This window comes from Haliea alexandrii, assembly GCF_003719295.1.
Classification (GTDB): Bacteria; Pseudomonadota; Gammaproteobacteria; order Pseudomonadales; family Halieaceae; genus Haliea; species Haliea alexandrii.
The window spans coordinates 1,635,306-1,649,065 of sequence record NZ_RFLW01000001.1 but is presented as its reverse complement, the minus strand read 5'-3'; the positions used below and the strand labels follow the sequence as shown (position 1 = coordinate 1,649,065).

Below are 13,760 nucleotides of genomic sequence, written 5' to 3'. Positions count from 1 at the left end.
GCGACCCTGAGGTTACTGATCACCATCGCCCTGGGCACCTTGTTCAAGTCCTTTCATGAACTCGCCCAGCTTGCGTCCGGCCTCCTCGGGGGACATGTCTTCCATGCCCTCGAATTGCTCACCCATCTCCTCCATCCGCGCGTCTATTTCCCGTGAGGCACGCTCGCTGCCGAGGCTGGTGAAAATGAACAGGACCGCAAGCACGCCGAACACAATCTGCGCCGTCCTGCGTTGCCGGGCATGCACGGCAACGCTCGCCTCAACTAACAACCATGCCCCCCAGGCGATGGTTACGATGGCACCGATGTAGGGCACAATGCCGAGCAACGCACTGACCGGATAGAGCGCCGCCAGCGCCGCCTGGCAGCGAAATGCGGTTTCGTAATCCTCCGTCGACCCCATGAGCTTCCAGATCACATAGAGCACGGCGGCCCCGATAAAGGCACCGAGCACTGCCATCAACGGGCCGAAAATCAACGCACCGAACACACCGGCCAACAGGCCACCGGCGGAACCAAATAATGCAAAGACTGCGGCAATGACGCCCGCCACGGCGCCCATGACCGCCACAAATACGACCGGGTCACCGAACCCGCCGGTCTTTTGCATCGATTGAAAATAGTTGACTGGCCGGGTGATCACCTCGCGAGCCTGCGCGATGATCTGCTGGATATCGAAACCGTTATTCACGTTCATGACACCTCCAATCCTGTTTATTGCTATTGTCAGGGACCGCAGGGAAATACTACGTGCGCAACGGCACAAATACCATCGGTATGGCTTTTGCCAACGCCACTGGTATTCTCGTCGTCGAAACCAGTCAGGTCCTCGGTTACCATGGCCACTTTGCACAAAAAGCTGTTCGCTACTCTGCTCTCACTGCTGCTCCTGTCCTCGGCGGCGCAGGCAGCAGACTACGAAATTCTGTACCGCGCCAAAGTGCACCCGGACAGCGAGGTCGCCCGGGTGGAGATCCGCCTGCGCGGTGAACGATTGCCTAAGCAGCTGACCCTGAACCTGAACCCGGAACGACACCGGTCGGTCTCCGCGGATCAGGGACTGCGCCTTGACGGCAATAACGCAATCTGGAAACCGCGCGAACCGGAAGACAGCCTGCACTACGAGTTTGTCATTGATGAACAGAAAGCGAGCGGCCGCTATGATTCGCTGCTCACTGAGGACTGGGCGATACTCCGCAGTGACAAGCTGATTCCGCCGATTTCAGCGCGTGTGCCCAAAGGCCTGGAGGGGCAGGCAGAATTACAGTTCCTCTTGCCCGAGGGCTGGTCGGTTGCCGCGCCCTATCCTACCCGAGAGGATGACAGCACGAGGTATGTAATCTCGGACCCCGGGCGCATTTTCCCGCGTCCCAAAGGATGGTTGATACTCGGCGATATCACCAGTCGACAGGACATCATTGCCGGCACCGACGTACGCGTTGCTGCACCGGCGGGCCAGGGCGATCGTCTGCAGGACACCCTCGCGTTCATCGGCTGGAACCTGCCGGCGGTCAAGGCGGTACTGCCCGGGTTTCCCGAGCAGTTGCTGATCGTGACGGCAGGCAAGCCCATGTGGCGCGGCGGCCTGTCCGGCACGCGGTCGCTGTTCATGCACGCGGATCGCCCGATGATCAGTGGCAACCGCACCAGCAGCTTGATCCATGAGCTGATCCATGTCGGCACCGGCATCAGCGGCGGCAAGCGGGCGGACTGGATCGTCGAAGGGCTGGCCGAATATTACGCCTCCGCTATTCTGTTTCGCACCGGCGGTATGAGTGACTGGCGCTACGCGCAGGTGCTCGAGTGGAAAACCGACTGGGCCAAGGAAGCAGACACACTGTTCACGCCTCGCTCTTCCGGGCCGGTGACAGCCCGCGCCGCCGTTTTCATGCACCGGCTCGACCAGGCGCTGGCAAAGGCGACAGACGGAGCCGCGGGGATTGATGATGTCGCCCGCGCGCTGGCGCAGGATCGCGGTCGTGTCTCCCTGGCGCAGCTCAAGGACATCGTCGCCGAACTCGCCGGCAACGCTGTCGATGTGGAGGCCCTGATCGCCGACCTGGAGCAGGACAGCTGAACTGCGGCGCGTGACTTTTTGCCGAAGATAATTGCGCCCGGCAGTCTGTCACGCGGGGCGCGCTGGCAGTATGATCGGCGCCGGATTCCCCTGCCCCCGGGTCGCCACACCCCATGTGCCAACACGCCATTCTCACTCGTCTACGCAACGTACTCTTTGCCGCGGTGTTGGCCATGTTGTGTGCCCCTCCGGCACCAGCGGCAGATATCGAACTGCCCCTGGAGCTGGATCTGGCTATCGTCGAGGAGGCACTTGCCGCGCAGCTGTTCACGGGGGCAGACACAAAAGCCGAATTGTTTCACGATTCACAGTCCTGCAACGCGCTAACGCTATCCGAGCCCCGGGTAGAAGGCACGGAGTCCGGCCAATTGCGCGTTACCAGCCGTATAGAGGCGCGGATAGGGTTATTGCTGGGTGGACGTTGTCGTCTGCCCGTCGCCTGGAACGGTCTCATTGAAACCTTTGAAGATGTGCGGGTGACCCCGGGCAGCGACCGGGTCTCGTTTCGCGTGACCGATTCCAACATGCTCAGTAGTGAAGATGGCAGCCGCAAATTGCCGGGCATGATCTGGGACTGGATCAAAGGCCAGGTCCACCCGCGTCTCAGCGCCATCACGCTGGATTTCGGCCCGGCGCTCACTGAATTGCGCTCGCTTATTCACGATGCACTGCCCGCTGAACTCGCAGAACGCAGCGCAGTCGCCAGCTCGCTGCAGTTGCAAGGAGCGCGGGCCAACCCGGGCTCCATAACGGTGCTGCTTTCCATGCAAGCGCCCAGCATACCCACGGTGGCCGCCAGCGATGGGGATACAGCCACTCTCAGTAGCGCAGAACTCGCCGCCTGGGACGACGCGTGGCAGGCATGGGACGCTTTCGCTACCTGGCTGATCAAGGATCTCGCAGCGCCGGCGGCCCCGGAACTGCGTACCGAGTTACTCGCCCTGTTGATGGAGGCGCGTTACGAACTTCGTCAGGCACTGGCCAGCGAACGCACCGGCACAGACCCCGTACGTAGCCTGTTCCTTTCCACCTGGACCCGCCTTGCCCCGCTGCTGCGCGAGAATGCGCTTGCCATTCCCGGTGGTCGCAGCCTGGAGCTGGCGGCCTTTCTCAGCGCCGGCCACGCGCTGCAGGCGCTGGACAACGCCGCGCCACAGCTCGGCCTCGCACTCGACAGCCAGACCCTGCGCCGCCTCGCGCGCCTGCTGGCACCCAGCGTCAGCGACGATGAATTGGCCTACAGCACGGCGGTGGACCCGGAACTGCGCACGCTGCTGGGCTTGCCGGCGCAACTGGAGAGCGAGCCTCTGGAGGAAACCACCGCGTCCGGCCCTTTTGCCTGGCTGATTCGCCCTGCGCACGCCAGCTCAGTGAGCAAGAGCCTGGTACAGCTGTTGACCGGCTGGGTGCCGGCAACCGCTGACCTCGACCGCTATCTGCTGGCCATGGAGCAGCTGCTGGATGAAAGCATTGCCGCGGAGCGCGCGCGTGGCGCAGTGCCGAGCGAGTTCTTTCCGCTGTACCAGGATCTGGTGCGAGCTACCGCGTGGCAGGAGTCCTGCTGGCGCCAGTTCGTGGAAGAGGGCGGCAAGGTCACCCCAATTCGTTCCTCTGCCGGCTCAGTGGGGCTCATGCAGATCAACCAGCATGTCTGGCGCAATATTTACGACCTCGAGGCCCTGCAGAATAATGTTGGCTACAACGCACGCGCGGGCAGCGAGATTCTCTCCCATTACCTGGTGGACTACGCCATCAAACGCGGCGAGCACAGGGTAAACGACAACATCGATGACCTCGCGCGCGCCACCTACGGCGTGTACAACGGCGGGCCGCGCCACCTTACGCGCTATCGCCAGGGGAACAGAAGCGCTTACCTGCGCGGCGTCGATGAGGCGTTCTGGGAAAAATACCAGGCCATTCGCAGTACCGGCGCCGCCGCGGTCAAGCAGTGTTACGGCGGTGCCTGAAGCGCCAGCCCGAACAATTCCCCCGCCATAAACAGCACAGCGGTGCCAGACAGCTGCACCCGCTCACCCTGCAACGCGATGCCCACCTCGCCGCCTCGCGGCGATATCTGGCGCGCCGAGAGCACGGTTTTATCGAACTGCTGTGCCCAGTAAGGGGCGAGCCGGCAATGGGCAGAGCCGGTCACCGGGTCTTCCGGCACACCCAACCGGGGCGCAAAAAAACGGCTGACAAAGTCGTGCCGTTCACCGGGCGCAGTGGCGATCACACCTAGCGCATCCTGCTCGCCGAGTTGGGCGAAATTTGGCTGCAGCGCAGCCACCTCGGCCTCGCTTGCATATACCGCGAGCAGATAATTGCCGCCCGCCTGCACCTCCAGCGGCGCGCAACCCAGCGCCTCAACGAGGCCTGGCGGCACCGCGCAGGGCGCTGTCGGCACGGCGGGAAAGTCCATCACGTAACGCGCGCCTTCACGCCGAACCCGCAACTCACCACTGCGCGTGTAGAAGCGCACACACTCCCCGGTGTAACCCAGCTGGTTGTACAGCACATGAGCACTGGCGAGCGTTGCATGACCGCAGAGATCGACCTCCGCGGCGGGGGTGAACCAACGCAGGTCGTAGCCCTCTCCCGACGCGACAAAAAAGGCCGTCTCTGCAAGGTTGTTTTCCATGGCAATGGCCTGCAACAGCGCATCGTCTGGCCAGGCACCCAGGGGCACCACGGCAGCCGGATTGCCCTCGAATACCCGCGCCGCAAATGCATCGACCTGGTACTGACGCACCGTCATGACCGCACCCTGCCAGCCGCCGGCTGAAACAGCCCCGACTGATCCGCGGCATAGGTGTACACCACGTCTGTACTGGAGTTGAGAGCAGTTTCCGCGGAATCCTGAATCACACTGATCACGAAGCCAACCGCCACAACCTGCATGGCCACATCCAGCGGGATGCCGAAGAGTGAACACGCCAGCGGCACCAGCAGCAGGCTGCCGGAGGGCACGCCGCTGGCGCCGCAAGCAGACAGGGCGGCGATAATGCACAACAGCAGCGCACCCCCCAACGACACATCAATACCCAGCGTATTGGCCGCGGCCAAAGTCAGCACGGTGATGGTAATTGCGGCGCCGGCCATGTTCACGGTGGCACCTATGGGTATCGTCACGGTGTACAGCTCCTCGCTGATACCGAGCTTCTTTGCCAAATTCAGGTTCACCGGAATGTTCGCCGCCGAGCTGCGGGTAAAGAACGCGGTGATTCCGGATTCCTCCAGACACTTGAGGACTATCGGGTAGGGATTGCGCTGCACCACAAGAAATACCAGTAACGGGTTGACCACGAGTGCCATGATCAACATGCAGCTCACCAACAATACCGCGAGGCTGGCGTAGCCGGTCAATGCGTCCAGACCCGTCGTTGCGACCGTACTGCAGACGAGACCGAAAATACCCAACGGGGCGAAGCGAATCACGTAACGCACAATGTCGCTGACACCGTTCGCCAGAGTCTGCAGGTGTTCGCGAAAACTGCTGCTGGCGCGCCGGAAACTCACGCCGAGCAGAATTGCCCAGGTGAGGCAGCCTAGAAAATTACCCGTGAGCAGCGCGTTCACCGGGTTATCAATCAACTTGAACAACACATCAGATAAGACATCGCTGACGGCTACCGGTGGGCTCCCCCCGGCCACCCCGGACAGCGCGATTTCCTGTGGAAATGCAAAGCTCAGGCTCACGGCGACCACCGCAGCACTCACCGTCCCCGTCAGGTATAGCAGCAGGGTGAATGCTGACTTGCGGCCGTCGCTGCCGCTTTCGTGGCGGTTGGCGATTGCGGACATCACCAAGAGCATCACCAGCAGGGGCGCAACGGCCTTGAGCATGCCGACAAACAGCGCCCCGAGCAGCCCCAATGGCTCGGCAATCGCGGGCGCTACAGCACCCAGCGCAGCCCCGAGAGCAACACCGATTAGAATCTGGGGCACCAGGCCCAGTGACATCAAACGCATGCAACGGCTCTCCGATAATCCGTGTTCACAGCCTTGGGCGCTCGCTAGACATTGAGATGTTTACCCAGTGGGAGTTCGCGAATGCGTTGCCCGCTCGCGGCAAAGACTGCATTGGCAACGCTTGGGGCAACAGGCGGTGTAGGCGGCTCACCCACACCGCTGGGAGGCGCTCCGCTGGGCATGATATGCGTTTTGATCACCGGCGGCACCTGTTGCATGCGAGCGATCGGGTAATCATGGAAATTGGACTGCTGTGCCTCCCCTCCTTCGAACGTGATCTCGCCATTGAGAGCGAGGCTCAGGCCGAAGATCATGCCTCCCTCCATCTGCGCATGCACGCGATCAGGGTTGATGACGCGACCGGCATCCAGCACGCCGTGCATTTCCAGCACCCGCAGCTGGCCATCGCGCACCTCCACCTTACTCGCTACCGCCATATTGCTGAGAAAACTGTTCGCCGCCGAGAATCCCCAGCCCTGGCCCGCCGGAAGTGATTGCTTCCAGGGCACACGCTCAGCCAGCGTGCGGATCACTGCGGCCATACGCGCGGTGTCGTAGGGGAAATCCTGCAGGGAGCGGCCATAATTGCTGTAGTTGAAGCCTTCGTCTGCAAAGTCGAGACTGCGGTCCTCGCCGAGCAGATCCAGCCAGAATGCGATGGGGTCACGCCCCGCTGCGTGTGCCAGCTCGTCAACAAAACTGCCGACGCCAAAAGCGTAGGGAATGTTGTAGACCGAGCGCAGCCAGCCAATGCGCACGTGGGCCGGGGCCGGGTGGCTCTCAATGCGCAGATTGGGCACCGCAAACGGCACGCTAGCGAAGGTTTGTGACAACCCTCCTTCACTGTTCATCTGCACCGAGGGGTCAAACGTGGCGCCGATCGGGGGTGCCGCTTCGCGCGCCAGCCACGCGGTCACCTGCCCCTGCGCATCGAGCGCTCCCTGAAAATACTGCGCGCTGCAGGCATGGAAGTAGTCGTGACGGATGTCATCCTCGCGGCTCCACACCACCTGCACCGGACGTCCGGCGCGACGCGACAGCCGCGCCGCCTCCACGGCAAAGTCCGGCTTGGACTTGCGCCCGAAGCCACCGCCGAGCAGGGTGACATGCACCACAACCGCATCCACGTCCAGCCCGAGGGCCTCGGCAACCGCGCGCCGGGTTGCCTGCGGCGTCTGGGTGCAGGCCCAGATCTCACAGCTCCCCGCGCCAACACGCGCCGTTGCAACCGGCGGCTCCATGGGTGCATGGGCAAGATAGGGGGTACGATAGGTCGCGCTGACCATCTGCTCTGCACGCTCCAGTGCCTCGCTGACATTGCCGCGCTGGCGCCGCACCTCACCCGGGCCACTCTCCACCAGGGCTGCAAGGCCATCCAGATACTGCGCCGCACTGTGTTCACTGTGCGCGCTGGCTGACCAGCGCAGCTTTAACGCGTCGCGTGCGCGCAGTGCGCTCCAGTTATTTTCGGCCAGCACCGCCACACCTTCGATCGGGTTGAACCCGGGTGCGCCGTCCGCGGCTTCCAGCGTCACCACGTCAACCACACCGGCCACTGCGAGCGCGGCGTCGCTTTCCAGCGACTCGACTTTTCCCTGCAGCCAGGGGCTGCGTTCAATACTCGCGTAAAGCATATCGGGGAGCTGCACATCAATGCCATAAACCGCCTTGCCTGTGAGCATGGCGTCGAGGTCGACAATCGGCAGGCTCTGCCCAACATAACGGAAATCGGCCTCGGCTTTCATGCGCAAGGTCGACGTGTCCGGCATGGGCAGCTTTGCGGCGCGTGCCGCAAGCTCGCCAAAACCGAGTGTTTGGCCACCGGGGCCATGCACCGCATGCTCGCGCGCCCTGCACTGCGCCGCCGGTACGCCCCAGGTGTCTGCTGCGGCCGTCTCCAACAAGGTGCGCGCGGCGGCGCCCATCTGCCGCATGACCGGGTAGAAATCACGCACCGAACGGGAGCCGTCCGTGTTCTGGCTGCCGTACGCCGGATTGGCCTGTGCCTGTATGACCTTTACACGCTGCCAGTCCGCCTCCATTTCATCCGCAACAATCTGCGGCAGGCCGGTGCGAATACCCGTGCCCATTTCCGAGCGATGCGCCACAATCTCCACGGTGCCATCGGCGCGTACGCTGACAAAAATATTCAGCGCCGCCCCGGTGGCCTCATCCAGAACACCCGCGAGCGCTGCGGGGCCCGGCACGCGAGCACCGAGTACCAGACCACCAGCGGTAAGGCCTGTGAGCTGCAGAAAACGGCGCCGGGAGACTTTTCGCGGTGTATTCATGCGTCGTCCTTCGCCTCCTCTACCGCCGCATGGGTATATTGGGCACTCTTTATAGCAGCGTGAATGCGTGGATAAGTACCGCAGCGACACAAATTGCCCGACATGGTGTTGCGAATGTCGTCGTCTGATGCGCCGGGGTTCGCGGCCAGCAGCGCACTGGCGGCCATTATCTGCCCTGGCTGGCAGTACCCGCACTGGGGTACATTGTGCTCGCGCCAGGCCTGCTGCAGCGGGTGCTGGCCATCGGTGGATAGCCCCTCGATAGTCGTAATTGCGGCGCCGCTGGCGTCGGCGACGGTCACTTGGCAGCTGCGCCGGGCCTGGCCATCAAGGTGCACCGTGCAGGCACCGCACAGTCCTTTTCCACAGCCGTACTTGGTGCCGCGCAGCTGCAGCAGGTCACGCAGTGCCCAGAGCAGGGGCATGTCAGGCTCGCAATCCAGTTCCCGCTGCGTTCCATTCACCGTGAGCTTCACCAGCAACCTCCTGAGGGGGACCGAAAACGCTACTCTATACCCTTCAGCTTGCAGGGCAAGTTGAGACCCACCGGCGCGGCACAGGGTCTTGCCAAGCACACTGCGTCTGCTACCCTCCAGCCCAACCAAACCACTTTAGCGAGCGTACAACCGACCATGAAACCAGCAACTATCGCCCTCCATGCCGGCTACGATGGCGACCCTGCCACCAATGCGGCAACTGCCCCCATTTACCAGACCACCTCCTACACCTTTAATGACACCCAGCACGGTGCCGACCTGTTCGACCTCAAGGTGCCCGGCAACATCTACAGCCGCATCATGAACCCCACCAATGCCGTGCTGGAAGCGCGTGTAGCAGCGCTGGAAGGCGGCATTGGGGCGCTCGCGGTGGCCTCCGGGATGGCGGCCATCCGCTATGCCATTGAGGCCATTGCCGAAGTAGGCAGCAATATTGTCAGCACGTCGCAGCTCTACGGTGGCACCTATAACCTGTTTGCCCATACATTTCCGCGCCAGGGCATCGAGACGCGCTTTGCCAAGGCCGACGATTTCGACAAGGTTGCCGCCCTCATCGACGACAACACCAAGGCCCTGTTCTGCGAATCCATTGGCAACCCCGCCGGCAACGTGGTCGACATCGCGCGCTGGGCGGAGATAGCACACGCGGCTGGCGTGCCACTGATTGTCGACAATACTGTTGCCACGCCCGCCCTCTGCCGGCCCTTCGAGCACGGTGCAGACATTGTTGTGCACTCGCTGACGAAATATATCGGCGGCCACGGCACCACAATCGGCGGTGCCATCGTGGACTCAGGCAAATTTGACTGGGCAGCGCAGCCGCGGCGTTTCGCCATCATGAACACGCCTGACCCTTCGTATCACGGCGTGGTCTACACCGAGGCCATGGGGCCTGCCGCCTTTATCGGCCGCTGCCGTGTGGTGCCCTTGCGCAATACGGGGGCCGCGCTGTCTCCACACAGCGCGTTCCTGCTGATGCAGGGACTGGAAACACTTGAGCTGCGCATGCAGCGCCATTGCAGCAACGCAAAAAAGGTTGCCAAGTATCTCCACAAGCACCCGCAGGTGCAGTGGGTCAACTATGCCGGTCTGAAAGACAGCCCCCACCGCGCCACCTGCAAAAAAATCTGTGACGGCAAGGCATCCGGTATTCTCAGCTTCGGTATCAAGGGAGGCAGCGAAGCTGGCGCGCGCTTCATCGACGCGTTGCAGCTGATTCTGCGTCTGGTCAATATCGGCGATGCCAAGTCCCTCGCCTGTCACCCGGCCAGTACCACACACCGCCAGCTCAACCCGGAGGAACTCGCCTCCGCTGGTGTCAGCGAGGACATGGTGCGTATCTCCGTGGGTATCGAGCATGTCGACGACATCATCGCTGACATCGAACAGGCGCTGGAGGCGAGCCAGGGCTGAGCTGAAGCTGCGCCGCCGTCACCGTTTTCGATAGGGAATATCGCAGTAGGTGATCGGCTGCGCCGGCGTCGCGCCGGCATTACGCAAATAGAGCGACAGGGAGTTCATCGACAGGTCAATGTTGCTGGTGGGCCCGAGAAAAACGTGTTCGATGGCGAGTTCTGATGAGGCATTGCGCAGGCAGAATGGATACCAGGGAATGAGCATGGAGTTGCCTTCCCTGAACTGCACCGGCGCGGAGGCGGGATCGGAAATCGTTGGTGACACGATCCGCCATTCCTGCTCTTCCTCAAAAGCCGGGTGTTTGAGAACAGCCGAAATACGCAGAAGGTCACCTTCGATACTCTGGAATAACGCCATCCAGCGTTCGCTTTCTGACTCTGCTCTGTCGTCAGTTGGCGTTTGCCCCGCAAGCGTCTCAAGCGTATCGATAATCTCATTGATCATTTTCGCCTGTAGTGCCGGCTCATAGATACACTGGCCCACCTCAAAGCCCTGGCGCAGCGCACAGTCCAGAATATGCGCTGGATCGAAGCCGAGGCTGACACCCTTGCCATGCACACTGTAACCACGCCACTGACTCAACAAATTGCCGTTGCCCCGAAACGATGCGCAGAACAGCATTGGGCCACTCACCACACGGTGCGTCAGCCAGTCGAGGAAGGTGGTCAGCAGCGCCGGATTATCCACCCCTGAGAGAATACGACGGGTGACGTGGTCACTGAGCAAATCCAGTGTATGACGCAATTCCGTGGAATCGTTCATGTAGCGTATATCGCTACAGCGCAGTTCCGCCGCACCCACAATGCCCAACAACCCACTGAGCGTGGTGTAGTGGTACAGCGTTTCCTGCGGCGCATCCGCAAACAGACGCTGCGATATCAGGTCGAACACGCGGCACGGCTCCTGGTCTGCACTGTCATTGCCACACTACGCGCCTGGTATGGCGGTTAAAGCAGCGCTTCAAAGTGATCGGTAAGTACGCAATCCCGGCGTCGCGCATCGTACTCACGCAGGGGCTCCACATCCTCCGCGCGAATCACCTGCTTGACTACGGCCTCTTGTAGCGCTTCATCCAGCGTGCCCGCCTCCAGCTCGCCTTTGCTCCACGCCTTCTGCAGGGCCACAAAGGGCTTCTCCACCGCCAACAGCATCTGGTAGGTACTTTCCACTCGACCCACCGCGTCCTCGGGATCGACACTGAGATAGACCCGCTCGGACAACGTGCCGCGTACGGGGTTCGGGGCCATGATCAGGTCGCCGAGGTCGCGCACCATGGCGTCATTCGGTGCTGGATAGATACGTCCCAGCGGCAGGCACAGCGCACGCAACGCAAGCCCCAGCGCACGCGGCTGGAAGTTCGCGCAATACGCAATCAATGCTTCCTGGGCGAGATGCAGCGAGCGTTGTAGCGCATACGCCGCGTGCGCATCCGCCTCCTTGCTGCGGGGCTGTGTGGCATGAAACTTCAACAGACTGCTGGCAATCAGCAACTGGCTGTGCAGGTCGCCGAGGCGGGCCGAGAGCAATTCGCGCCGTTTCAGGTCACCGCCCAGCACACCCAGTGCCACATCGGCGCAGATCGCCAGCGCGGCGCTGAGATGGTTGATACGCTGGTACCAACGCTTGCTGAAATCATCGGCGCCTGCGGGGACTCCACTGAAATGCGCGCCGCTGAGGCCCAGCATGAGGAGCCGTGCAAAATTGCTGCCCGCATGCCCGAGATGACTCATCAACAGCGGTTCAAACGCGCGCAGCCCCTCGTGCTCCTCTTTCGCCTCAAGCGTCTGCATCTCGTCGAACAGATACGGGTGGCAACGCATGGCTCCCTGACCAAAAATCATCAGTGACCGTGTGAGGATATTGGCACCCTCTACCGTGATCGCCACCGGCAGCGCGTGATAGCCCGCCGCAAGGAAGTTGCGTGGGCCAAGCTGTATACCGCGGCCGCCCACCACATCCATGCCGTGGTTGACCAACGTGCGCATGAGCTCCGTTGCGTGGTACTTGGCCATCGCGGTCATCACCGAGGGCGTGCCGTCTTCCAGGGAACGGGTGATCAGTTCACGCAGCGCCTCCAACGTGTAGGCACCCGAGGCAATCTCGGCGGTGGCTTCCTGTACACCTTCGAACTTGCCAACTTCCATGTTGAACTGACGGCGGATTCGCGCGTATGCACCTACCATCAGGTAGCACATCGCACCACTCGCCGTGGACAGTGCCGGCAGGGAAACACCGCGACCGGCGCCCAGGCACTCGATGAGCATCCGCCAGCCCTTGCCTGCCATCGCGGGTCCGCCGATGATCCAGTCGACGGGAATGAACACGTCCTGTCCCTGGATGGGCCCGTTCATGAAGGGCGCGCCCGGGTTGTGCCGGCGGCCGATTTCCACACCCGGATGCGTCGCCGGCAACAGGGCACAGGTGATGCCGTAATCGGTTTTTTCCGGATCTCCCAGCAGGCCTTCCGGGTCCTCCAGTTTGAACGCCAGCCCGACTACCGTGGCCACGGGTGCGAGCGTGATCCAGCGTTTGTGGAAGCTGAGGCGAAGGCCAATAACCTCCTCACCCTCGAAATCCCCCTTGCAGACCACGCCGAGGTCGGGAATTGCTCCGGCATCAGAACCGACTTCAGGGCCCGTAAGACCAAAACAGGGTAACTCGCTGCCATCGGCGAGCCCGGGTAACCAGCGCTGCTTCTGCGCCTCGGTACCGTATTTGACCAGCAACTCACCCGGACCGAGTGAATTGGGCACCATCGCCGTGACCGCCGCGGTTATCGAACGGCTGGCAAGCTTGCCCATGATTCGGCTCTGCGCGTAGGGGCTGAAATCACGACCGCCAAACTCCTCGGGGATAATAAGCCCAAAGAAACCCTTCTCGCGCAGATAGCTCCATACTTCCGGCGAGAGATCCTGACGCTGGTGCACATCCCACTCAGTGATCATGCTACACAGCGTATCGACTTCATTGTCCAGAAACGCCTGTTCACGCTCACTCAGCGCCGGGGGGTGCGTCGCGGCGAAGACCTGCCAATCCGGCTGGCCACTGAATAACGACTTGTCCCAACCGGTGGTACCAGCTTCCAGTGCTTCGCGTTCGGTACTGCTCATCGGCGGCATGGCCTTGCGCAGCAACGTGTAGACCGGCGCAACCAGGTATTCCCTGCGCCAGGACTCAACGTTCAGCACCAGCAACACCGCAAGGGTGGGCAGGAATATAAGCCACATGCCACCCTCCCCCAAAGACAGGAGCAACGCGCCCAGACCGATCAACACAGACCCCGTCGCCAGTGACGGGCGCAGCAGCAACACGGTCATAACAAGCAGGATAAAGAGAACGATTGACAGCAACATGGCATGACACCTCGTGCAAGCGCACCGGGCCGGTGCGTGAAGAACAACCCATAACCACCATAAAGCATTCAGGCGACTGCGCACAATCACGGGCAGGGCGCCGCGCGAACACCCTGCCGACAGGCAAACTGGCCAGCCGCCGGTGAGAAACGCTATAC

Annotated in this window: 10 protein-coding genes; 3 read left to right on the top strand and 7 right to left on the bottom strand. The window is 62.0% G+C overall.

Features of this window, described 5'->3' with window-relative positions; genetic code table 11:
* Positions 1-12: 12 nt before the first annotated feature.
* The gene (locus tag EGJ68_RS07430) at positions 13-696 is read right to left on the bottom strand and encodes a YIP1 family protein (RefSeq protein WP_123033804.1); all 684 of its coding nucleotides are present in this window, start codon (positions 694-696) and stop codon (positions 13-15) included.
* 141 nt (positions 697-837) lie between these two features.
* Here EGJ68_RS07430 and EGJ68_RS07425 point away from each other — a divergent pair, with 141 nt between their 5' ends.
* Positions 838-2,076, top strand: a complete 1,239-nt coding sequence (locus tag EGJ68_RS07425; RefSeq protein WP_123033803.1) for a hypothetical protein — start codon at positions 838-840, stop codon at positions 2,074-2,076.
* A 113-nt stretch (positions 2,077-2,189) separates the two neighbouring features.
* Positions 2,190-4,043, top strand: a complete 1,854-nt coding sequence (locus EGJ68_RS07420) for a lytic transglycosylase domain-containing protein (RefSeq protein WP_123033802.1) — start codon at positions 2,190-2,192, stop codon at positions 4,041-4,043.
* Here EGJ68_RS07420 and EGJ68_RS07415 read toward each other — a convergent pair.
* The 4 genes from EGJ68_RS07415 to EGJ68_RS07400 are packed head-to-tail and all read right to left on the bottom strand — an operon-like array spanning position 4,028 to position 8,815.
* On the bottom strand, positions 4,028-4,831 hold the full coding sequence (locus EGJ68_RS07415; RefSeq protein ID WP_123033801.1) for a PhzF family phenazine biosynthesis protein: 804 nt from the start codon (positions 4,829-4,831) through the stop codon (positions 4,028-4,030). The two genes, EGJ68_RS07420 and EGJ68_RS07415, sit on opposite strands and share 16 nt — an antisense overlap.
* Positions 4,828-6,045: a serine/threonine transporter SstT gene (gene sstT / locus EGJ68_RS07410; protein ID WP_123033800.1), complete on the bottom strand. Its 1,218-nt coding sequence runs from the start codon at positions 6,043-6,045 to the stop codon at positions 4,828-4,830. Before sstT ends, EGJ68_RS07415 begins: the two co-directional genes overlap by 4 nt.
* Before the next feature lie 44 nt (positions 6,046-6,089).
* On the bottom strand, positions 6,090-8,336 hold the full coding sequence (locus EGJ68_RS07405; RefSeq protein WP_123033799.1) for a xanthine dehydrogenase family protein molybdopterin-binding subunit: 2,247 nt from the start codon (positions 8,334-8,336) through the stop codon (positions 6,090-6,092).
* Complete coding sequence (locus EGJ68_RS07400; protein WP_123034108.1) at positions 8,333-8,815, bottom strand: (2Fe-2S)-binding protein; 483 nt, start codon at positions 8,813-8,815, stop codon at positions 8,333-8,335. The genes EGJ68_RS07405 and EGJ68_RS07400 overlap by 4 nt, the downstream gene beginning before the upstream one ends.
* Positions 8,816-8,968: 153 nt before the next feature.
* Here EGJ68_RS07400 and EGJ68_RS07395 point away from each other — a divergent pair, with 153 nt between their 5' ends.
* Positions 8,969-10,246, top strand: coding sequence for an O-acetylhomoserine aminocarboxypropyltransferase/cysteine synthase family protein (locus EGJ68_RS07395; protein WP_123033798.1), 1,278 nt, complete (start codon positions 8,969-8,971; stop codon positions 10,244-10,246).
* 18 nt (positions 10,247-10,264) lie between these two features.
* On the opposite strand, the gene EGJ68_RS07390 is transcribed toward EGJ68_RS07395, so the two are convergent.
* Both EGJ68_RS07390 and EGJ68_RS07385 read right to left on the bottom strand, forming a co-directional pair.
* A complete protein-coding gene (locus EGJ68_RS07390) occupies positions 10,265-11,140 on the bottom strand; it encodes a DUF2971 domain-containing protein (RefSeq protein WP_123033797.1) in 876 nt (291 codons plus the stop codon).
* A gap of 56 nt (positions 11,141-11,196) precedes the next feature.
* Positions 11,197-13,602, bottom strand: coding sequence for an acyl-CoA dehydrogenase (locus EGJ68_RS07385; protein ID WP_123033796.1), 2,406 nt, complete (start codon positions 13,600-13,602; stop codon positions 11,197-11,199).
* Between the last annotated feature and the right edge of the window lie 158 nt (positions 13,603-13,760).

Bases quoted from the DNA above. Each gene is read 5' to 3' on its own strand.
- EGJ68_RS07425 (WP_123033803.1), top strand. From the start codon at position 838: ATGGCCACTTTGCACAAAAAGCTGTTCGCTACTCTGCTCTCACTGCTG.
- EGJ68_RS07405 (WP_123033799.1), bottom strand. From the start codon at position 8,336: ATGAATACACCGCGAAAAGTCTCCCGGCGCCGTTTTCTGCAGCTCACA.
- sstT (WP_123033800.1), bottom strand. From the start codon at position 6,045: ATGCGTTTGATGTCACTGGGCCTGGTGCCCCAGATTCTAATCGGTGTT.
- EGJ68_RS07420 (WP_123033802.1), top strand. From the start codon at position 2,190: ATGTGCCAACACGCCATTCTCACTCGTCTACGCAACGTACTCTTTGCC.
- EGJ68_RS07415 (WP_123033801.1), bottom strand. From the start codon at position 4,831: ATGACGGTGCGTCAGTACCAGGTCGATGCATTTGCGGCGCGGGTATTC.
- EGJ68_RS07395 (WP_123033798.1), top strand. From the start codon at position 8,969: ATGAAACCAGCAACTATCGCCCTCCATGCCGGCTACGATGGCGACCCT.
- EGJ68_RS07430 (WP_123033804.1), bottom strand. From the start codon at position 696: ATGAACGTGAATAACGGTTTCGATATCCAGCAGATCATCGCGCAGGCT.
- EGJ68_RS07385 (WP_123033796.1), bottom strand. From the start codon at position 13,602: ATGTTGCTGTCAATCGTTCTCTTTATCCTGCTTGTTATGACCGTGTTG.